Raw genomic sequence first — 19590 nt, 5'->3', positions numbered from 1 at the left:
ATAGCACGCGGTATTGTAACGCAACAACTGCAAGTTGAATTTTATTTGGCAAGCAAATGTAAGCTGTGTTGTTGATTTTCCCGGGCTTGCAAGCCTGTCACTGTTATGCTTACAACACATCGGCGGCCCTGCCGGCGTGCCGCTTGCGCGCAACTGGTCTGCCCGGCAACGCTGGCGCGGCGATGGCTGCCAGCCAGTCGGCATCGCCGGCAAACCACTCCACCAGGAAGTCGAGCATGGTGCGCAGCAGGGGCGACATGTGCTGGCGCGAGGTGTAGACGCCATAGATGCCCATATCCTGCGGCACGTATTCAGGCAGCAGCTCCACCAGCTGGCCGCTGGCGATCAGCGGCGCGGCCGAAAAGCGCGGCTGCATGGCGATGCCCGCCCCCGCCACCGTCGCCACCAGCAGGACCAGCGACTCATTCGCCGACAGGCGGCCGCTGACGGGGACAGTGAGCGCTTCCCCGTCATGCGTAAACTGCCACAGGCTCTTGCCGAAATACGTGTACGTCAGGCAGTTGTGCAGGGCCAGGTCTTCCGCCCGGCGCGGCGTGCCGTGCGCCGCCAGGTACGATGGTGCGGCGCACACCACCGACGCGCAGCTGGCCAGCTGGCGCGCGATCAGGTTCGGTTCGAGCGCGTTGGTGATGCGGATCGCCAGGTCGATGCGCTGCTCCACCAGGTTGACGGCGCGGTTCTCCATCTGCAGGTCGACGGCGGCGCGCGGATAGCGCCGCAGGTAAGCGGTTACTGCGCCAGCGAGCGCTGTCTGCGCCAGAGATTGCGAACAGGTGATGCGCAACAAGCCGTGTGGCGTGTCGAGGCCCTCGGGCGAGGTGAAGGCCATGGCGCCGGCCACTTCCAGCATCTGCCGGCAGCGCGCCAGGGTGGCCTCGCCCGCATCCGTCAGGCTCAAACGGCGCGTGGTGCGATGCAGCAGGCGCGCCCCCGCCCACTGCTCCATTTCGGCCAGATAGCGCGTCACCATGGCGCGCGACATATCGAGCGCCTCGCTGGCGGCCACCATGCTGCCACGCTCGGCGATGGCGACGAAGACTTGTGCGGCGGTGATGCGGTCCATCTGCGACTCTCCATTGATTCGTTCGATTATTGCAATCTACCCTATTTCTCGCGCCTGGTCGAAAGGGCAATATGCGACGAAAGCGTCCAACAATATGCTTGCACGCGCCGCCCTCGCCACCCGTATCAACACCCAAGTTGCTGCGGGGCGATGCGGCGCAGTTAGCGCACACCATCGCTGCCAGCGGCAAGCGCCGACACAGCTCGCCCTACAGGGCGGCCAGGAAGCGCGCATACTCTTGTGCGCTGCGCGCCAGCCGCTCGGCATAGCCAGTTTCTTTCGGCCCGTCTTCCGCACCATAGAAGGCAAAGAAGCGGCGGTTGTCGGCGCCGATATACGCCAGGGTGACATCGAACGGTGCCAGCAGCTGCGCCAGGGTGACGTTCCACCTGCCTTGCGGCGTGAAGTCTTCCTCGCGTATGCCCGCCGTGACGGCCAGCGCCACCTTCCTCCCCCTGAAGGCATCGCCGCCCGCACCGTAAGCCCAGCCATATGCAAGCACCTCGTCGAGCCACCGCTTCAGCAAGGGTGGGCAGTTGAACCAGTAGACAGGGAACTGCAACACCACATTGCCATGCGCCTCCACCAGCGCCTGCTCACGCGCCACATCAATGTTGCCATCAGGATAAGCCTGCTGCACGTCGTGGATAGTGTAGCGGTCGGGATACCACGCCAGTTCCTGCAGCCAGCGCTTGTTGGCCACCGAGGTGGCGATGGAGGGATGGAAGACGATAACGAGGGTTTTCTTCATGCTGCATTCCTGAGAGTGGGATGGATGCACCGGCCCGCATGCACAGAAAAGCAGGCAAGCCGGTACCCTGCCCCGTGGCGCGTGGCCGCGACCCCAGAGGCAGAAACAGCATAGCCATCACGAGTATTTTTCACAAGTACGCACATTGACTACCCATACCATATTAAAAGTAAGCTACTCGACCACAGAAAGCCTCCTTGCCATGCACTTTCGGATCAGACTGGCTGGTGCCGTTCGCCCCACTCGCACAGGGTATGCAGGACGGGGATCAGCGAGGCGCCCTTGCCTGAAAGCGAATATTCGACCTTGGGCGGCACTTGCGCATATTCCTTGCGGATGATCAGCGCATCGGCTTCCAGTTCCTTCAGGACGACACTGAGGGTCTTGAAGGCGATGCCACCGAGATGGCGCTTGAGTTCGTTATGCCGCAGCACGGTGTTTTCCGCCAGCGCATACAGGATCAGCATCTTGTACTTGCCGCCGATCAGCGACAAGGTGTAGCCAAATGCCGTGTCGCCCAGGGCCACGCCGCCGGGGGCGCAGGTTTCTTCATTCATCGCGTTGTGCTTGCTGTTGAACCAGGCTCCGAGCATAACAGCATGGCGTAAAAAAACGGGCCGAAGCCCGTTTTTTGTTTGCGCGATACCGCTCTGGATTAACGCTTGTCCAGTGGCAGTACTTCGCGCGTGGTCGAACCGACGAACAGCTGGCGCGGACGGCCAATTTTCTGTTCCGGATCGGCGATCATTTCGTTCCACTGGGCGATCCAGCCGATCGTACGGGCCATGGCGAAGATACCGGTGAACAGCGATACCGGGATGCCCAGCGCCGATTGCACGATGCCCGAGTAGAAGTCGACGTTCGGGTACAGTTTGCGCGAAACGAAGTAGTCGTCGTTCAGTGCAATCTTTTCCAGTTCCATCGCCAGCTTGAACAGCGGGTCGTCTTGCAGACCCAGTTCTTGCAGCACTTCGTAGCAGGTTTCACGCATCAGCTTGGCGCGTGGATCGAAGTTCTTGTACACGCGGTGGCCAAAGCCCATCAGCTTGACGCCGGAGTTCTTGTCCTTGACTTGCTCGATGAAGGCAGGGATGTTCTCGACGGTGCCGATTTCTTTCAGCATATTGAGTGCCGCCTCGTTGGCGCCGCCGTGGGCAGGGCCCCACAGGCAGGCGATACCGGCAGCGATACAGGCGAACGGGTTGGCGCCCGACGAACCGGCCAGACGGACGGTCGATGTCGATGCGTTTTGCTCGTGGTCCGCATGCAGGATCAGGATACGGTCCAGAGCGCGCACCAGCACGTCGTTGACCTTGTACTCTTCGCACGGATTGGCGAACATCATGTGCATGAAGTTGGCGCTGTACGACAGGTCGTTGCGTGGGTACACGAACGGCTGGCCGACCGAGTACTTGTAGGTCATGGCGACCAGGGTTGGCATCTTGGCGATCAGGCGGATGGCCGATACTTCGCGGTGATGCGGGTCGTTGATGTCCAGCGAGTCATGGTAGAACGATGCCAGCGCGCCGACGGTGCCCACCAGGACCGACATCGGATGCGCGTCGCGGCGGAAGCCACGGAAGAAGAATTGCATCTGTTCGTGCACCATCGTGTGCTTGGTGACGGTGTCGACGAACTTGGCTTTTTGCGCCGCGTTCGGCAGTTCGCCGTTCAGCAGCAGGTAGCACGATTCCATGAAGTCGGCGTTGACGGCCAACTGTTCGATCGGGTAACCACGGTACAGCAGCTCGCCCTTGTCGCCGTCGATGTAGGTGATCGACGAGTTGCAGGCGGCCGTCGACATAAAGCCTGGGTCGTAGGTGAACTTGCCGCTACCGGCGTACAGTTTGCGGATGTCGATGACGTCCGGGCCAACCGTGCCTTTGTAGATTGGAAATTCAAGCGATGGGCTGCCATCGGAGAACGACAGGGTAGCTTTTGTGTCAGAGATATTCATGGGCTCTTCCTTCTCGGGAGTGAGTCGAAATTAAAATCAAAAATTCTGGCTGCAATTCGCACCGCACTCGGCAGTGCTACAGCGCGCCACTCGCACCGTTTGCAATATATCGCCCAGGCGTCTAGGCAATGCGCAGTCGTTGCAGCAGTGCGCGCACATGCGGCAGATCGACTTCGCCTTCCGGCTCTTTACGGGCCAGTACCAGATCCATTAACGCATTGTCCGATAAATCCAGCAAACGCGTCAGCGCGTCAACTTCTTCATCGGTCAATTCGGTTTCATACGCATCGAGAAAACGGGTCAGGATAATGTCGTTTTCCAGCAGGCCACGGCGTGAACGCCAGCGCAGGCGGGCGCGGTTTGCCGGGTCGGCCTGATGCGAGGACAAAATTGATTCTGTCATTTGGTTTACCACTTTACGTGTGCCTTGCGGCACGGTGCTGCTATGCAGGCGCCGCCTGCAGGCGAGAGGATACCCTCTTCCCGCAAACGGCGCCCGGCGGACGCGTTCAGGAGGATCAGATCGCGCGGCGGACCATCAATTCCTTGATCTTGCCGATCGCCTTGTTCGGGTTCAACCCTTTCGGGCAGACGTCGACGCAGTTCATGATCGAATGGCAGCGGAACAGGCGGTACGGGTCTTCCAGGTTGTCCAGACGCGCGCCGGTGGCTTCGTCGCGCGAATCGGCGATGAAGCGGTAGGCTTGCAGCAGGCCGGCCGGGCCGACGAATTTGTCCGGATTCCACCAGAACGACGGGCACGACGTGGAGCAGCATGCGCACAGGATGCACTCGTACAGGCCATCGAGTTCTTCGCGCTGTTCCGGCGACTGCAGGCGCTCTTTTTCAGGCGGGATCGAATCGTTGATCAGGAAAGGCTTGATCGAATCGTACTGCTTGAAAAATTGCGTCATGTCGACGATCAGGTCGCGGATGACCGGCAAACCTGGCAACGGACGCAGCACGATAGGCTCGCTCAGTTCGTTCAGGTTGGTGGTGCATGCCAGGCCGTTCTTGCCGTTGATGTTCATCGCGTCCGAACCGCACACGCCTTCGCGGCACGAGCGGCGCAGGGCCAGCGAGTCATCGACGTCCGCCTTGATACGCTGCAGCGCATCGAGCAGCATCTTGTCGGTGTCTTTCAGTTCGACCGTCAGGTCTTGCATGTACGGCTTGGCATCCTGGTCAGGATCGTAGCGGTAGATTTTGAATTTAAGAGTGCGTGCCATGGTATAGCCTTAGAAAGTACGTGGTTTCGGTTTGAAGGTATCAACCGTCAGCGGCTTGGTCACGACTGGCTTGTATTCCAGTCGGTTGCCTTCCGAATACCACAGAGTGTGCTTCATCCAGTTGTCGTCGTCACGCAGCGGATAGTCATCCTGGGCGTGGGCGCCGCGCGATTCCTTGCGGGCTGCTGCCGAAACGATGGTCGCTTTCGCCGTTTCGATCAGGTTGTCCAGTTCCAGCGCTTCCACGCGGGCCGTGTTGAAGACCATCGATTTATCCTTGAAGGAGACGTGCTTGCGGCGCTCGTCGAGCTTCATGATTTCTTCGACGCCCTTGTTCAGCATCTCGTCGGTACGGAACACGCCGCAGTACTTCTGCATCGTTGCGCGGATGTCGTTCGCCACGCCCTGCACGGTTTCCGTACCGGTCGAGTTTTCCAGGCGCGCCAGGCGGCCCATGGCAAAATCGGCCGCATCGGCTGGCAAAGGCTTGTTTTCCTTGGCTTTCAGGCCGCTGCCCACGATGTGGTTACCGGCCGCGCGGCCGAAGACCACCAGGTCGAGCAGCGAGTTCGTGCCCAGGCGGTTGGCGCCGTGCACGGACACGCAGGCGCATTCGCCGATCGCGTACAGGCCGTTGACGACTTTCGCCGAATTATCCGGACCGGTCGGGGTGACGACCTGGCCGTGGATGTTCGTTGGAATGCCGCCCATCTGGTAGTGAATCGTCGGCACGACAGGAATCGGTTCCTTGGTGGCATCGACGTTGGCGAACTTGTGGCCGATTTCCAGAATCGACGGCAGGCGCTTGGCGATGGTGTCGGCACCGATATGGCGCAGGTCCAGCATCACGTGGTCCTTGTTCGGACCGCAGCCGCGGCCTTCCTTGATTTCCTGGTCCATCGAGCGCGACACGAAGTCGCGCGGCGCCAGATCCTTCAGGGTAGGCGCATAGCGCTCCATGAAGCGTTCGCCTTCGCTATTGATCAGGATGCCGCCTTCGCCACGCACGCCTTCGGTGATCAAGACGCCCGCGCCGGCCACGCCGGTCGGGTGGAACTGCCAGAATTCCATGTCTTGCAGCGGCAAGCCGGCGCGTGCCGCCATGCCCATGCCGTCGCCCGTGTTGATGAAGGCATTCGTCGACGCGGCGAAGATGCGGCCTGCGCCGCCCGTTGCCATGACCGTCGTTTTTGCTTCCAGGATCATGCATTCGCCGGTTTCCATTTCCAGCGCAACAACACCGACCACGTCGCCTTCGGCGTCACGGATCAGGTCGATTGCCATCCATTCGACGAAGAAGTGCGTACGCGCACGCACGTTGCGCTGGTACAGGGTGTGCAACAGGGCGTGACCGGTACGGTCGGCTGCCGCGCAAGCGCGCTGCACCGGCTTTTCGCCGAAGTGGGCCGTGTGGCCGCCGAATGGACGCTGATAGATGGTGCCGTCAGGGTTGCGGTCGAATGGCATGCCGAAGTGTTCCAGTTCGTACACGACCTTCGGCGCTTCGCGGCACATGAATTCGATGGCATCCTGGTCGCCCAGATAGTCGCCACCCTTGACGGTGTCGAACATGTGCCAGAACCAGTTGTCTTCGGCCATGTTGCCGAGCGACGCGCCGATACCACCCTGCGCCGCCACGGTGTGCGAGCGGGTCGGGAATACCTTCGACAGAACTGCGACGTTCAGGCCGGCTTCAGCCAGTTGCAACGACGCGCGCATGCCGGAACCGCCGGCGCCAACGATTACCGCATCAAAGCGGCGGGTAGGGATTGCGGATTTATATGCTGCCACGATTACACACTCCAGAGTATCTGTACCGTCCAAGCGGCACAAGCGATCAACCACAGCATGGTGGCAATTTGCAGCGTCAAACGGAGGCCAGCGCTTTTCACGTAGTCCATCCAGATGTCGCGTACGCCGACCCATGCGTGGTAGAACAGGGCGACGAAAGTCACCAGGCTGAACAATTTAAACCACTGCTGTGCGAACAGACCAGCCCAGCCTTCATAGCTGAAGTTGCTGCCGGTCAGGAAAGAAATAAGCAGGATGGCAACATAGGCCACCATGACGATGGCGGTAACGCGTTGCGCCAGCCAATCGCGCAAGCCGTAGTGGGCACCGACGACGAGGCGCTTCGGTCCGATATTATTGTCTGCCATGTTTAAAATACTCCAAACAGTTTCAAAGCGACCAGGGCCGTCAACACCAGGCTCACGACCAGCACGGACGACGCGGTCTTGCGTGCCGAATCTTTCTCGATGGCAACGTGCACATCCATGAACAGGTGGCGGATACCGGCGCAGAAGTGGTGCAGGAAAGCCCAGACCAGACCCAGGGTGATCAGCTTGACGAACCAGTGCGAGGCGATGCCCTGGAAGTAGGCATAGGACATTTCGGAACGCAGGCTCAGTTCCAGCATGTACAGGATACATGGCAGCAAGGCGAAAATGATGAAACCGCTGATGCGATGCAGGATCGAGACGATGGCGCCGACAGCCATGCGGTAGTTCGACAATTCGGTAACATGAATGTTACGGAATTGCGGCCGTTCTTTTTTTGGTACTTCTCTTACGGCTTCAGACATAACAAAAACCTCCCCTTTGAATTTCAACTAAATATTGAAGCCGCGATTTTCGCCGATTTTCGCAACCCATACCAATATCTATTGTTACATATAACCAAAATGGTTTTTTACTACAAAATACCGCGCTACTTTCCGTAGTTCACGTAATTTAATTACAGAATCACCGGCAAAACACGGCCCGCCGGGGCGGGCCATGCTGTCGCTGCGCTTTCCGTTGTCTCCGTTGCCCGCCTTGCGGCAGGCATCTTGCAAGCGATGTACTTCGGCCTTGCTGCTTGTTCGGGCACCCAAGGGCGCCCCGCCGCTTCAGCTGAGTTCATTCTGATAATGATGGCGACTGGTCAGGTACAAGCCCCGGCGCAGTTCGACCGGCTTGTCGCCGTAGGTAAACGACACGCGCTCAGAACTGAGCAAGGGCGTGCCGAGGTCGATATTCAACAGTTGCGCGGCGCCCGCATCGGCGCAGACGGCGCGGATCTGCTCGGACGCGCGTATCATGCGCGTGCCAAATTCCGTTTCGAACAGGCCATACATGGGACCCTTGTATTCCACCAGGCGCTCGGCCGTCAGGCCTTTGAAGATCAGGCCGGGCAGCCACAGCTCCTCGACGATGGTCGGCACGCCGTCGAAATACTGCACGCGCTTGATGAAGATGACGGCGTCGCCGGACTTCAGGTCCATCAGGCGCGCCACGTCGGCCGGCGCACGCACGCGCTTGACTTCGATAAACTTGCTTTCGGGATAATGCGGCACGCCTTCGTCCGGCACCAGGCGCAGGAAGCGGAAATGCGCGCGCGCCTCATGGTGGGTGGAAACGAAGGTGCCCTTGCCCTGGCGGCGCATGACGAGATTCTCGGCAGCCAGTTCATCGATGGCCTTGCGCACCGTGCCCTGGCTGACCTTGAAGCGCCCTGCCAGCTCGACTTCGCTGGGAATCAGTTCGCCCGGCTTCCATTCACCCGATTGCAGGCTCTGCGTGATGAGCGCCTTGATCTGCTGGTACAGGGGACTGAAGGTGGGCGATGCCGTGACGACAGGCGTGCTGACGGCCATGGCCGGCGCGCTGGTCGCTGCAGTGGTATTGGCGTTGGCCGCCGGCATGACCGCGGCGCTAGCCACTGCGGCAACGGGCGTAGCCGGGGCGCCCGCGGTCGGACTGACCGCCCCGCTTGCAGCAGTGGCATTGTTGGTCAGATTGGACGAGGCGGAATTCATAGTCCGACATTTCAACACAAATCACTGCCCGCGTCCAGTAAAAGACTCGTAGTTATCTGTCTTATATAAGACATAAGATATGATTGACAGATACAGATCGGAGGCCTAAACTGCCCTCGATAAAACTTGTGAGCCAGCGTTTTATGTTGTCGGCCAGCCACTCTGGCCTCGTACAGCACAAGCGTGACGGCAGCGTACACCAGCAATTCGGTGGCGCGGGCCGGTTTTGGTATCATTATAGTTTTTCCGGATAAGCGTAAGCCCAGCTTCAAGCCCGTTTTCTTTCCCACTTTGGAGATTCATCATGGCTAAAACCCCAATGCGTGTTGCAGTGACCGGCGCCGCCGGCCAGATCGGCTACGCCCTGTTGTTCCGCATCGCCAATGGCGACATGCTCGGCAAAGACCAGCCTGTCATCTTGCAACTGCTTGAAATCCCGGACGAAAAAGCCCAGAAAGCGCTCAAGGGCGTGATGATGGAAATCGACGACTGCGCCTTCCCGCTGCTGACGGAAATGACCGCCCACTCCGATCCGCTGACCGCATTCAAGGATGTTGACGTGGCCGTACTGGTTGGCGCGCGTCCACGCGGCCCAGGCATGGAACGCAAGGACCTGCTGGAAGCGAACGCCCAGATCTTCACGGTGCAAGGCAAGGCGCTCGACGCCGTCGCTTCGCGCAATGTCAAAGTGCTGGTGGTCGGCAACCCGGCCAACACCAACGCCTACATCGCCATGAAATCGGCACCGTCGCTGCCAGCGAAAAACTTCACCGCCATGCTGCGCCTGGACCACAACCGCGCGCTGTCGCAAGTCGCTGCCAAGACCGGCACCGCCGTGAAAGACATCGAGAAGCTGACCGTCTGGGGCAACCACTCGCCCACCATGTACGCGGACTACCGTTTCGCCACCGTGAACGGCAAGGCCGTGAAAGACCTGATCAACGACCAGGAATGGAACGCCAACACCTTCCTGCCAACCGTCGGCAAGCGCGGCGCCGCCATCATCGAAGCGCGCGGCCTGTCGTCGGCAGCATCGGCAGCGAACGCCGCCATCGACCACATCCATGACTGGATGCTGGGCACCGCCGGCAAGTGGACCACCATGGGCGTGCCTTCCGATGGCTCGTATGGCATCCCTGAAGGCACCGTGTTCGGCTTCCCTGTCACCACCGACAACGGTGAGTACACCATCGTTCAAGGTCTGGAAATCGATGCATTCTCGCAAGAGCGCATCAACCTGACCCTGAAAGAGCTGACCGAAGAGCGCGAAGGCGTGAAACACCTGCTGGCCTAAGTCCAGTTTTGGCGGCGCGGCAATGCGCCGCCTGCCAAAGAAGGCCGTCCCGCGAGATTCGCGGCGCGGCCTGCGCGGCCCGACTGTTTATCAAGTAGTTTTTACCTGCAGAAATGCCTTAAGCATGCACCCTTCCGAGGTTTTATTCCAAGGCAAACGCCAGCCGCTGTTGCTCGCCGCTTGCGACCACTACGCCGGCTCTGAAAAGCTGATGCGTAAATCGATTGCTTTGCAACAAGAGCTTGGCCCCCTGTTCGATATCACGTTCGACTGCGAAGACGGCGCCAGCGCCGGCAATGAAGAGGCGCACGCGCACATGATCGCCGGCCTGCTGGCCAGCGACGAGAACCAGTTCAACCGCATCGGCGTGCGCGTGCACGACGTCGACAGCCCGTTTTTCGCGCGCGACGTGGAAATCATCTGCAGCGCCGCGTCCCGCCTGGCCTACATCGCCGTACCCAAGGTGGGCGGCGTGCAGGATGCCATGCTGGCCATCGACCTGATCAACCTGCACGCGCGCCGCGCAGGCCGCGACAACCTGCCCGTGCACATCCTGATCGAGACGCATGGCGCGCTGCGCGACGCCTACGCCATCGCCGCCCTGCCTCAGGTCGAATGCCTGTCCTTCGGCATCATGGATTTCGTCTCGGCCCACTACGGCGCCATTCCCGCCGCCGCCATGCGCACGCCGGGCCAGTTCACGCACCCGCTGGTGGTGCGCGCCAAGCTGGAAGTGGCGGCCGCCTGCCACGCGCACGGCAAGGTGCCATCGCATAACGTGACGACGGACGTGCGCGATTCGGCCGTGGTGGCGAATGACGCCCAGCGCGCGACAGCCGAGTTCGGCTACACGCGCATGTGGAGCATCCACCCGGACCAGATCAAGCCCATCATCAAGGCGTTCACGCCACGCCTGTCCGAAGTCAACGAGGCCAGCAACATCCTGAATGAGGCGCTGCGCGCCAACTGGGGACCGATTGCGCAAAATGGCCGCTTGCACGACCGCGCCAGCTACCGATATTATTGGACCGTTTTGCAACGCGCCAAACTGGCAGGCCTGGGCCTGCCCGAGGCGGCCGCGGCATTACTCAACACCCCCTCTTCCAGCACCACTGAAAACTGACAGGAATTACACGATGTCCCTCTCCAAATTAGCCATTGCCTGCAGCGTCGCGCTGGGCGCCATGACCCTCACGCTGGCGCCAGCCAGCTTCGCCGCCACGGATACCAAGGAGCCGGCAAAAGCCAAGGCTGTCAAGGCCAAGCCGAAAGCCAAGGCCACCAAGGCCAAGGCTTCCGCCAAGGAAGCGCATCCGCTCGCCATGTCGGTGGTCGACAAGGAAGAATCCGATGAGCCGGACACCGCAGGCTCGGCCTCCACCGATTTCAATTGCGAACTTGGTAATAAAATTACCATCTACACCAATGCTACTGACGACAAACACATCGCCCTGCGCTGGAAGAAGCGCCTGCACCGCCTGAGCCGCGTTGGCACCACCACCGGCGCCAACCGCTTCGAGAACCGTTTGTATGGTCTCGTCTGGATCGGCATCCCGGCCAAAGGCATGCTGCTCGATTCCAAGCAGGGCCGCCAGCTGGCCAATGAATGCAAGGATGCAGAGCAAGCCAAGCCGGCAGCAATGGTGGAAGCCGCGCCATCGCTGGGCGTGCTGCCGGCGACCGGCGGCTGATGTGAGCAGCAAGGGCCTCTTCGGGGGCTCAGTCATGTTTTGTAATTTGAATAATCAATAAATAGACGATACCCAACAAGGAGAGGTCATGTCCCGCAACACTCTGAACACGCTCAAGGACTTTAATATTTCGGATAGCAAGAAGGGCAAGCTGTATTCCCTGCCTGCGCTGGAAAAAAGCCTGGGCATCAATGTCTCCCGCCTGCCAGTGTCGATTCGTATCGTGCTCGAATCGGTATTGCGCAACTGCGACGGCAAAAAAGTCACCGAAGAACACGTCAAGCAATTGGCGAGCTGGGGCCCGACCGCCGAGCGCACCGACGAGATCCCGTTCGTAGTGGCGCGCGTCGTGCTGCAAGACTTCACCGGCGTACCTCTGCTGGCCGACCTGGCAGCGATGCGCAACGTGGCCGCCAAGATGGGCATCAACGCCAAGAAGATCGAACCGCTGGTACCGGTCGACCTGGTGGTCGACCACTCGGTCACCATCGATCACTACCGTGAAAAGAAAGCGCTGGACCTGAACATGAAACTGGAATTCTCGCGTAACAACGAGCGTTACCAGTTCATGAAATGGGGCATGCAAGCCTTCGACACCTTCGGCGTCGTACCACCGGGCTTCGGCATCGTCCACCAGGTCAACCTGGAATACCTGGCGCGCGGCGTGCACCACGCAGGCAAGAAAGCCGGCGACGTGTACTACCCTGACACCCTGGTCGGCACCGACTCGCACACCACCATGATCAACGGCATCGGCGTGGTCGGCTGGGGCGTGGGCGGCATCGAGGCGGAAGCCGGCATGCTGGGCCAGCCGGTCTACTTCCTGACGCCAGACGTCATCGGCGTGAACCTGTCGGGCGCACTGCGCGAAGGCTGCACCGCCACCGATCTGGTCCTGACCATCACCGAACTGCTGCGCAAAGAGAAAGTCGTCGGCAAATTCGTCGAGTTCTTCGGTGAAGGCACCGAGTCCTTGACCCTGACCGACCGCGCGACGATCGCCAACATGGCACCGGAATACGGCGCGACCATGGGCTTCTTCCCAGTCGACGAAGCAACCATCGATTACTTCAAGGGCACCGGCCGCAGCAAAGCTGAAATCGCCGCGTTCGAAGGCTACTTCAAGGCGCAGAACCTGTTCGGCGTGCCAAAGGCCGGCGACATCGACTACACCCGCGTGGTGGAACTGGACCTGGCATCGGTTGCTCCGTCGCTGGCCGGCCCGAAACGCCCGCAAGACCGTATCGAAATCGGCAACGTCAAGGCGAACTTCGCCGAGCTGTTCGCCAAGCCAACCTCGGAAAACGGCTTCAACAAGAATCCAGCCGACCTGAACGCCGTGTACGAAACGACGAATGGCGTGAAAGTGTCGAACGGCGACGTGCTGATCGCCGCGATCACCTCGTGCACCAACACCTCGAACCCGAGCGTGATGCTGGCTGCCGGCCTGCTGGCCAAGAAAGCCGTGGAAGCCGGCCTGAAAGTGGCACCACATATCAAGACCTCGCTGGCTCCCGGCTCGCGCGTCGTGACCGAGTACCTGACCGCTGCCGGCCTGCTGCCGTATCTGGAAAAACTGGGCTTCGGCGTGACCGCCTACGGCTGCACCACCTGTATCGGCAATGCGGGCGACCTGACGCCTGAGCTGAACGCAGCCATCGCCACGCACGACATCGTCGCCTCGGCCGTACTGTCGGGCAACCGTAACTTCGAAGCGCGTATTCACCCGAACATCCGCTCGAACTTCCTCGCTTCGCCACCGCTGGTCGTCGCCTACGCCATCGCCGGCAACATGACGCGCGACCTGATGACGGAACCTGTCGGCAAGGGCAAGGGCGGCAAGGACGTCTACCTGGGCGACATCTGGCCGACCTCGGCTGAAGTCTCGGCCATGATGAAGTTCGCCATGAACGCCAAGGTGTTCAAGGACAACTACGCCGACGTCAAGGGCGCACCCGGCAAGCTGTGGGAAAAAGTCACGACCGTCTCCGGTCAAGTCTACAACTGGCCGAAATCGACCTACATCGCGGAACCACCGTTCTTCGACAACTTCTCGATGACGCCAGCGGCAGTGGCCACCGGCATCGAAGGCGCGCGCGCACTGGGCGTGTTCGGCGATTCCATCACCACCGACCACATCTCGCCAGCCGGCTCGATCCAGGAAAACGGTCCTGCAGGCAAATGGCTGAAGGAAAACGGCGTCCTGAAAGCGGACTTCAACTCCTACGGCTCGCGTCGCGGCAACCATGAAATCATGATGCGCGGCACGTTCGCCAACGTGCGTATCAAAAACCGCATGATCCCTGCCAAGGCAGATGGTTCGGCAGTCGAAGGCGGCATCACGATACACCAGCCTTCCGGCGAAGAAATGTCGATCTACGACGCAGCGATGAAATATGTTGCTGAAGGCACGCCAACCATGGTCTTCGGCGGCGAAGAGTACGGTACGGGCTCGTCGCGCGACTGGGCAGCAAAAGGTACGCAACTGCTGGGCGTAAAAGCCGTGATCACCCGTTCGTTCGAGCGCATCCACCGCTCGAACCTGGTGGGCATGGGCGTGCTGCCACTGCAATTCATCGGCGACGACAGCGTGCAAACCCTGGGCATCACCGGCAATGAAACCTTCGACCTGAAAGGCCTCGAAGGCGAAATCAAGCCACAGCAACTGGCCACCCTGGTGATCCACCGCGCCGATGGCAGCAGCGTCGACGTGAAAGTGCTGCTGCGCATCGATACGCCTATCGAAGTCGATTACTACAAACATGGCGGTATCCTGCCATTCGTGCTGCGTCAACTGCTGGCCGAGTAATCAGCCCAGCTGTGATGTAAGATAAAAGCGCCGGCTTCGACCGGCGCTTTTTTTCGTCCCTGGCACCCGTTTTTCCTTGAAATTTCGACTATTGGCATGATATGGGGAGAGCTTACGTATTGCGTGCGGCTGAATCCTCTACAATACGGTTATAAGGGTTTATCATTGTTAGCCTGATCCATTTTTTTCACTTTCCGAGACTCTTATCCCGCTATGCGTCGTCCTTCCAAAGATTCATCCCATAAACTGACTGCCGACAGCCAGCGCCTGGTCACCTTTGCCCAGGCGATCGTACAGGCAGCCAGCCGTCTCGAAGAGCGGTCCTGGGAACACAGCCTGGATACGCAGCTCCAGAAATTACTCAAAACCGGCCACCAGGACACCATCGACAACACCCTGGGCAGCCTGTTCAAGGAAGACTTGAACGCCTACGACGTGCTGATGGACTGCGTTGAAGCCGTCAGTGAATCGACCGTCATCACGCATGAAGAAGTGCGCTACGACGCGCTGCTGGTCGCCGTGCCCATCCTCGCGTGGACGCGCTTTTCCATCGCTTCCGGCCCCATGGCCGGCGATGCGCACGGTGTGCTGTCGGCGCATTTTGCCGCCCACCTGCTGGCCGATGGCACCAAGGTGGCCATGGCGCCGACCCTGTACTCGATCGACCAGCTGCCGCGCAGCCACGTCGAGACCTATGCCAAGACACAAAAGCTGGCACTGGCCGCCCTGAAAGGCACCGCCGTCAAGCCCTCAAGCAAAGAGGCGGAAACGGCGCCCTTCCTGGCCGACACGCGCTACCTGCTGGTGGCCGTGGTGGCCCCTGCTGGCGCGCCGCTGTTCCGCTGGCAGACGCCGTCGAACCAGCTCGACTTCATCGCCGAGCGCAGCGCCGCCCTGGAACAATGGCGCGAGCAGGCGACGCCAACGATCACCCGCCTGCTGCCCGGCTGCGGCCTGGAGTTGCTGCTGCCGGAAGCGTATTACGTGGCCTGCCGCGAGGCGGACAAGCTGATCCGTCCCGTCTCCGTGCGCGCCGCCGTGCACTACCTGACGCACACGCTGGCCATCGAGCCGTCGGAACTGCGCGCCGTCATCGCCGGTTTCGGCGAAGAAGCGGCCGATGGCCAGGTGGACGAATACCGCATCGCCTTCACCCTGCGCCAGGCGCCGGACGTCATCTACGGCATCGTCTGGCCTTTATATGGCCAGGAAGACGAGGATGGCACGCCGATCGAAGGCCTGATCCAGGTCGGCATCGCCGCGCTGGACAAGCAAAAGACGCCCGTTGATGAAATCATCGAGCACCTGAACGCGGCCGGCGTGACGCAGATCAAGCGCCACGCGGAACGCTTTGTCGGTGAGTACTGCGACGATTGCGGCGCCCCTTTGTTTGCCGATCCGGTCGGTGAGCTGGCGCATGCGGAAATGCCCGAGGATACGCCACAGGGTACCGAACACTTTCATTAATTGATGCCGCATAGGGCCGGAAGTTTCTTCCGGCCTTTTTTTCGCCCCGACCGCCGATGCACTCCAGCCCCGCCTCGCCCTCTCCCCTGCGACCAGCATTGCAGGCGCTGTCATTCCCCATGCTGGCACTGTTGCTGGCGTGCGCATTCATCGCCATGCGCGTCATGGGCACGCTGGGGCCCTTGAGTTTGTTCTGGATGCTGCCACTGAGCTTCAGCATGATGGCCGCCTTGCCATGGATATTACTGTCGCCGTACGGACGGCGCAGCATCGGCCTGCAAGTACCCTCTGGCAAAGCGCCCTATGCCTTGGCCTTGACCTGCGGTGTGGCAGCCGCACTCCTGTGCTTTACGCTGGGCATGCTGCTGTATGGCGCCACGATGGACAACTGGTTTGTCAGCATAGCGACCAGCTTTCGCCGCACGGCGCCCACGGCCGGGCTGAGCATCTGGATGCTGCACCTGATGATCACCGTGCCGGCCTGCATCTTCAGTCCTATCGGTGAGGAAATATTTTTTCGGGGCGTGCTGCAAAATGCACTGGAGGAAAAACTGTCTGTGCGCAGCAGCACCTGCGTGGAAGCAGGGCTGTTCGGCCTGGTACACCTGTGCCATCATGGCTTGAGCGTGACGGCTACCGACGTATCGCTGAATGTGGTCCCGGCGGCAGTGTGGGTGGCGCTGATGTTTGCGACAGCCTGCCTGTTCGCGTGGTTACGGCGCCGCCATGCTTCGCTCTGGCCAGCAATGGCGGCGCACGCGGCATTCAATCTGACGATGAATGCCGTGATTTTCCAGTTCCTGTGGCCAACATCACCACTGTGAAAACGGGTGGCGGATCAGGTTCGCATTGTAGTAGCGCGCATCGCCCGACACTTCCGCGCCTATCCAGTCGGGCTTATCGAAGGGCTGGTCTTCCGAGGCCAGTTCAATCTCGGCCACCACCAGGCCCGCATTGGCGCCTAGGAACTCGTCGACTTCCCATACCATGCCCGCGTGTTCGATGCGGTGGCGATACTTTTCGATCAGCGGCTGTTCGCACAGGCCGTCCAGCAGTTCGGCAGCGTCGGCCAGCGGGATCGGATACTCCCACTCGCCGCGCGTCGCGCCCACGTTCGCGCCCTTGATGGTCAGCATCGCCTGTTCACCCTCGATGCGCACGCGCACCACGCGCTCGCGCGCAGACGACAGATAGCCCTGGCGCAGCAGGACCGGCTGGCCCAGGCCGCGCCAGGCGTCGCCGGCAAGCAAAAATTTACGCTCGATCTCGATACCCATGAACAACGCCGTTCAATCCAGCGACAGCAGGATAGGCTGCAGCATGGCCGCGCCCAGCGCCGCGCTGCGCGCGCCGTTCCAGCCTACGGCCGGATCGGGCAAGTCGGCGTTTTCCTTGAACGGCATTTCCAGGGTCAGCGCCAGGCAACCGAAGTGGTGGCCGATGTATTTCGACGCCAGGGTCAGCATGTCCGACTTGTACTTGCTGGCCGCATAGCCGAACTTGTCCTGGAAGTCGGGGCTGGCCTGCTTGTAGCGCTCGATGAAAGCCTTCTGGTGCGCCGCTTGCGCCGGCGTAAAGTTTTCCAGCATTTCATTGCCGGCCACAAAGTTGTACGGCAGCGCTTCATCGCCGTGGATGTCGAAGAACATGTCGACGCCCGTTTCGTGGATCTTGTTTTTCACGCACAGCACTTCCGGGCTGGACTCCAGCGATGGCGTCATCCATTCGCGGTTCAGGTTGGCGCCTGCCGCATTCGTGCGCAAGTTGCCGCGGATGGAGCCGTCCGGATTCATGTTCGGCACGATGTGGAACACGGCGCGCTGCAGCAGTTTGCGCGCGATCGGGTTGGCGTCGTCCAGCAGGGAATCGATCAGACCTTCGACGAACCATTCGGCCATCGATTCGCCCGGATGCTGGCGCGCGATGACCCAGATTTTCTTTTCCGCCTGCGGGTTGCCGATGGTCACCATGTTCATGTCGCGGCCATCGACCGTGCTGCCCAGGTCGGACACGCGCGCCAGCGGGTGCTCGGCCACTTCGCCCAGCAGGCGCAGATGGCGTTCCCACGAATACGGCTCGAAGTAGGCGTAGTACACGCTGTCGAGTTCCGGCGTGTGCGAAATCGTCATGACCTGGCCATCGAACGAGGTCGGCACGCGGAACCAGTTTTCGCTGTCGTAGCTGGCCACGGCCTGGTAATCTTCATAGCCGGCCGGATAGGTGGCCTGGCCCGCGTTCAGGATGCGCAGCGTGCATGCCTGGTCGCGCGCGCCCTGCAGGCGGAAATGGAACCACTGGTGGATGTCGGCGTGGCTATCCTTGCGCAAGTTCAGGTCGATGGCGCCGGCACTGGTGGCGCTCACCACGTCGATGGCGCCCGAGTCGAAGTTCTGGCTGATTTTAATGGTCATGTAGTGATCCCGTCCGAATGTAAGTGTTCCGGCGTTGCCTCGTGGGCTAGCGCCGTTGCGCTAAAAAACGCAGTGTAAGCTATCCCGCTATTTTCCGCCCTTTGGCCCCGTTCGCAAAGCCTGGCCCGGCGATTTATGCACCAATGCGTGGCATCGATGGAAAAGTGCCGGGCAAAAGCGCGAAAAATCGGTCAGCTGTTGCTTCTGCCGGACAAAAAACTGATTTGTAACAGCCGCTGACACATTGGCGCCCGGCCGCCCCCCTATAATTCCTGCTTTCATAGAGTCGCCAGGAAAGAGTCGTGGACAAGAAGTTAACTAATATCCAGGAAAGAAAGTTACGCGAGGCTCAGGCGCGGCGCGAGCACATCATCGACGTCGTCAAAGAGCTCATCAAGAAAGGCGGCGCGCGCGCCGTCTCCATCCGCAAGGTGGCCGAGGCGGCCGGCTTTTCCACCACCGTCGTGTACGCCCTGTTCCGCGACAAGGCCACCCTGATCGCCCAGGCCATGGACAAGGACTTGCTGGAGCTGGTGCGCGCCATGCGCACGGCCTGCGCCACCAGCGACGATCCGTGGCAGCGCATCGCGCTGGCCGGCCGCGCCTACATCGAATACGGCTTCCAGCATCCCGACGAGTATTCGCTGATCTTCATGGAGCTGCGTCCGCATGCGGAAATCGACGCCGTCGCAGTGGAACACGGCAATATCGAGCAAGACCCATACGCCTACGCGCTGCACCTGTTCGGCGAACTGGCACAGGCGGGCCAGGTGCGCCAGGATGAGCTGGCGCTGCACACGATGACGCAAATCTTCTGGCAATCGCTGCACGGCCTCGTGTCGCTGCGCATCGTCATGGATGCGGGCGACCCATGGACGCCGCAGCCGGAAATGCACGCGCATATCGACGACTTGCTGGCCGTCGTCACGGCAGGCATCCGCCTGCGCTTTGCGCCGGGCGCCTGACAACACCATTCGAAACCGAATCGAGTAGGGGGCTGAGTTACCTCAGCCGCCCTCTCACACCACCGTACGTGCGGTTCCGCATACGGCGGTTCATTTCACAAGCTGGAAGCGCTGCTGGGTGTCCAGCAGCGAA

The 19590-nt window shown here is 60.7% G+C and carries 19 protein-coding genes; 7 read left to right on the top strand and 12 right to left on the bottom strand.

Annotated elements, in window-relative coordinates; translation table 11 throughout:
- Positions 1 to 109: 109 nt before the first annotated feature.
- From ACQ4WS_RS18155 to ACQ4WS_RS18110, 10 genes are all read right to left on the bottom strand, one after another.
- Positions 110 to 1084: a LysR family transcriptional regulator gene (locus ACQ4WS_RS18155; RefSeq protein WP_436478490.1), complete on the bottom strand. Its 975-nt coding sequence runs from the start codon at positions 1082 to 1084 to the stop codon at positions 110 to 112.
- Positions 1085 to 1292: 208 nt separating this feature from the next.
- The gene (locus ACQ4WS_RS18150; protein ID WP_436478489.1) at positions 1293 to 1835 is read right to left on the bottom strand and encodes an NAD(P)H-dependent oxidoreductase; all 543 of its coding nucleotides are present in this window, start codon (positions 1833 to 1835) and stop codon (positions 1293 to 1295) included.
- A gap of 215 nt (positions 1836 to 2050) precedes the next feature.
- Positions 2051 to 2392 carry a winged helix-turn-helix transcriptional regulator gene (locus ACQ4WS_RS18145; RefSeq protein WP_436478488.1) on the bottom strand — a complete coding sequence of 114 codons (342 nt, stop codon included), beginning with the start codon at positions 2390 to 2392 and terminating at the stop codon, positions 2051 to 2053.
- 98 nt (positions 2393 to 2490) lie between these two features.
- Complete coding sequence (gene gltA / locus ACQ4WS_RS18140) at positions 2491 to 3792, bottom strand: citrate synthase (RefSeq protein WP_071076256.1); 1302 nt, start codon at positions 3790 to 3792, stop codon at positions 2491 to 2493.
- 121 nt (positions 3793 to 3913) lie between these two features.
- Positions 3914 to 4195 (bottom strand): FAD assembly factor SdhE, encoded by a 282-nt coding sequence (locus ACQ4WS_RS18135; RefSeq protein ID WP_034752073.1) that lies wholly within the window; start codon positions 4193 to 4195, stop codon positions 3914 to 3916.
- A gap of 115 nt (positions 4196 to 4310) precedes the next feature.
- Positions 4311 to 5021, bottom strand: coding sequence for a succinate dehydrogenase iron-sulfur subunit (locus ACQ4WS_RS18130; RefSeq protein ID WP_034752075.1), 711 nt, complete (start codon positions 5019 to 5021; stop codon positions 4311 to 4313).
- A 9-nt stretch (positions 5022 to 5030) separates the two neighbouring features.
- Positions 5031 to 6812: a succinate dehydrogenase flavoprotein subunit gene (sdhA, locus tag ACQ4WS_RS18125; RefSeq protein WP_436478487.1), complete on the bottom strand. Its 1782-nt coding sequence runs from the start codon at positions 6810 to 6812 to the stop codon at positions 5031 to 5033.
- A 2-nt stretch (positions 6813 to 6814) separates the two neighbouring features.
- Complete coding sequence (sdhD, locus tag ACQ4WS_RS18120) at positions 6815 to 7180, bottom strand: succinate dehydrogenase, hydrophobic membrane anchor protein (protein WP_071076254.1); 366 nt, start codon at positions 7178 to 7180, stop codon at positions 6815 to 6817.
- Positions 7181 to 7182: 2 nt separating this feature from the next.
- Positions 7183 to 7605, bottom strand: a complete 423-nt coding sequence (sdhC, locus tag ACQ4WS_RS18115) for a succinate dehydrogenase, cytochrome b556 subunit (RefSeq protein WP_034752080.1) — start codon at positions 7603 to 7605, stop codon at positions 7183 to 7185.
- Between the two features lie 306 nt (positions 7606 to 7911).
- On the bottom strand, positions 7912 to 8820 hold the full coding sequence (locus tag ACQ4WS_RS18110) for a GntR family transcriptional regulator (protein WP_436478486.1): 909 nt from the start codon (positions 8818 to 8820) through the stop codon (positions 7912 to 7914).
- A 304-nt stretch (positions 8821 to 9124) separates the two neighbouring features.
- Between ACQ4WS_RS18110 and ACQ4WS_RS18105 the strand changes: the two genes are divergently transcribed.
- From ACQ4WS_RS18105 to ACQ4WS_RS18080, 6 genes are all read left to right on the top strand, one after another.
- Positions 9125 to 10114, top strand: a complete 990-nt coding sequence (locus tag ACQ4WS_RS18105) for a malate dehydrogenase (RefSeq protein WP_034789110.1) — start codon at positions 9125 to 9127, stop codon at positions 10112 to 10114.
- Between the two features lie 124 nt (positions 10115 to 10238).
- Positions 10239 to 11237, top strand: a complete 999-nt coding sequence (locus ACQ4WS_RS18100) for an HpcH/HpaI aldolase/citrate lyase family protein (protein WP_436478485.1) — start codon at positions 10239 to 10241, stop codon at positions 11235 to 11237.
- 13 nt (positions 11238 to 11250) lie between these two features.
- A complete protein-coding gene (locus ACQ4WS_RS18095; protein WP_436478483.1) occupies positions 11251 to 11805 on the top strand; it encodes a hypothetical protein in 555 nt (184 codons plus the stop codon).
- 88 nt (positions 11806 to 11893) lie between these two features.
- Complete coding sequence (gene acnA, locus ACQ4WS_RS18090; protein ID WP_436478481.1) at positions 11894 to 14614, top strand: aconitate hydratase AcnA; 2721 nt, start codon at positions 11894 to 11896, stop codon at positions 14612 to 14614.
- 213 nt (positions 14615 to 14827) lie between these two features.
- Positions 14828 to 16081, top strand: coding sequence for a DUF2863 family protein (locus tag ACQ4WS_RS18085; RefSeq protein WP_436478479.1), 1254 nt, complete (start codon positions 14828 to 14830; stop codon positions 16079 to 16081).
- Between the two features lie 56 nt (positions 16082 to 16137).
- Entirely contained in the window at positions 16138 to 16905 is a 768-nt protein-coding gene (locus ACQ4WS_RS18080) for a CPBP family intramembrane glutamic endopeptidase (protein WP_436478477.1), read from the top strand.
- Here the strand turns inward: ACQ4WS_RS18080 and ACQ4WS_RS18075 are convergent.
- Together ACQ4WS_RS18075 and ACQ4WS_RS18070 are read right to left on the bottom strand one after the other, a co-directional pair.
- On the bottom strand, positions 16894 to 17358 hold the full coding sequence (locus tag ACQ4WS_RS18075) for a CYTH domain-containing protein (RefSeq protein WP_436478475.1): 465 nt from the start codon (positions 17356 to 17358) through the stop codon (positions 16894 to 16896). The two genes, ACQ4WS_RS18080 and ACQ4WS_RS18075, sit on opposite strands and share 12 nt — an antisense overlap.
- A gap of 12 nt (positions 17359 to 17370) precedes the next feature.
- Positions 17371 to 18492, bottom strand: coding sequence for a M14 family metallopeptidase (locus ACQ4WS_RS18070; RefSeq protein WP_436478473.1), 1122 nt, complete (start codon positions 18490 to 18492; stop codon positions 17371 to 17373).
- A 302-nt stretch (positions 18493 to 18794) separates the two neighbouring features.
- On the opposite strand from ACQ4WS_RS18070, the gene ACQ4WS_RS18065 reads away from it, so the two are divergent.
- The gene (locus ACQ4WS_RS18065) at positions 18795 to 19457 is read left to right on the top strand and encodes a TetR/AcrR family transcriptional regulator (RefSeq protein ID WP_436478471.1); all 663 of its coding nucleotides are present in this window, start codon (positions 18795 to 18797) and stop codon (positions 19455 to 19457) included.
- Positions 19458 to 19590 lie beyond the last annotated feature (133 nt).

It is taken from the genome of Janthinobacterium leeuwenhoeki, assembly GCF_051380795.1.
Taxonomy (GTDB): Bacteria; Pseudomonadota; Gammaproteobacteria; order Burkholderiales; family Burkholderiaceae_D; genus Janthinobacterium.
This window is presented reverse-complemented; position numbering and strand designations above follow the sequence as displayed.

What these genes read in the sequence shown, in the direction of transcription:
- ACQ4WS_RS18155 (WP_436478490.1), bottom strand. Translation starts at nt 1,084, where the DNA reads ATGGACCGCATCACCGCCGCACAAGTCTTCGTCGCCATCGCCGAGCGT.
- ACQ4WS_RS18150 (WP_436478489.1), bottom strand. Translation starts at nt 1,835, where the DNA reads ATGAAGAAAACCCTCGTTATCGTCTTCCATCCCTCCATCGCCACCTCG.
- ACQ4WS_RS18145 (WP_436478488.1), bottom strand. Translation starts at nt 2,392, where the DNA reads ATGAATGAAGAAACCTGCGCCCCCGGCGGCGTGGCCCTGGGCGACACG.
- gltA (WP_071076256.1), bottom strand. Translation starts at nt 3,792, where the DNA reads ATGAATATCTCTGACACAAAAGCTACCCTGTCGTTCTCCGATGGCAGC.
- ACQ4WS_RS18135 (WP_034752073.1), bottom strand. Translation starts at nt 4,195, where the DNA reads ATGACAGAATCAATTTTGTCCTCGCATCAGGCCGACCCGGCAAACCGC.
- ACQ4WS_RS18130 (WP_034752075.1), bottom strand. Translation starts at nt 5,021, where the DNA reads ATGGCACGCACTCTTAAATTCAAAATCTACCGCTACGATCCTGACCAG.
- sdhD (WP_071076254.1), bottom strand. Translation starts at nt 7,180, where the DNA reads ATGGCAGACAATAATATCGGACCGAAGCGCCTCGTCGTCGGTGCCCAC.
- sdhC (WP_034752080.1), bottom strand. Translation starts at nt 7,605, where the DNA reads ATGTCTGAAGCCGTAAGAGAAGTACCAAAAAAAGAACGGCCGCAATTC.
- ACQ4WS_RS18110 (WP_436478486.1), bottom strand. Translation starts at nt 8,820, where the DNA reads ATGAATTCCGCCTCGTCCAATCTGACCAACAATGCCACTGCTGCAAGC.
- ACQ4WS_RS18105 (WP_034789110.1), top strand. Translation starts at nt 9,125, where the DNA reads ATGGCTAAAACCCCAATGCGTGTTGCAGTGACCGGCGCCGCCGGCCAG.
- ACQ4WS_RS18100 (WP_436478485.1), top strand. Translation starts at nt 10,239, where the DNA reads ATGCACCCTTCCGAGGTTTTATTCCAAGGCAAACGCCAGCCGCTGTTG.
- ACQ4WS_RS18095 (WP_436478483.1), top strand. Translation starts at nt 11,251, where the DNA reads ATGTCCCTCTCCAAATTAGCCATTGCCTGCAGCGTCGCGCTGGGCGCC.
- acnA (WP_436478481.1), top strand. Translation starts at nt 11,894, where the DNA reads ATGTCCCGCAACACTCTGAACACGCTCAAGGACTTTAATATTTCGGAT.
- ACQ4WS_RS18085 (WP_436478479.1), top strand. Translation starts at nt 14,828, where the DNA reads ATGCGTCGTCCTTCCAAAGATTCATCCCATAAACTGACTGCCGACAGC.
- ACQ4WS_RS18080 (WP_436478477.1), top strand. Translation starts at nt 16,138, where the DNA reads ATGCACTCCAGCCCCGCCTCGCCCTCTCCCCTGCGACCAGCATTGCAG.
- ACQ4WS_RS18075 (WP_436478475.1), bottom strand. Translation starts at nt 17,358, where the DNA reads ATGGGTATCGAGATCGAGCGTAAATTTTTGCTTGCCGGCGACGCCTGG.
- ACQ4WS_RS18070 (WP_436478473.1), bottom strand. Translation starts at nt 18,492, where the DNA reads ATGACCATTAAAATCAGCCAGAACTTCGACTCGGGCGCCATCGACGTG.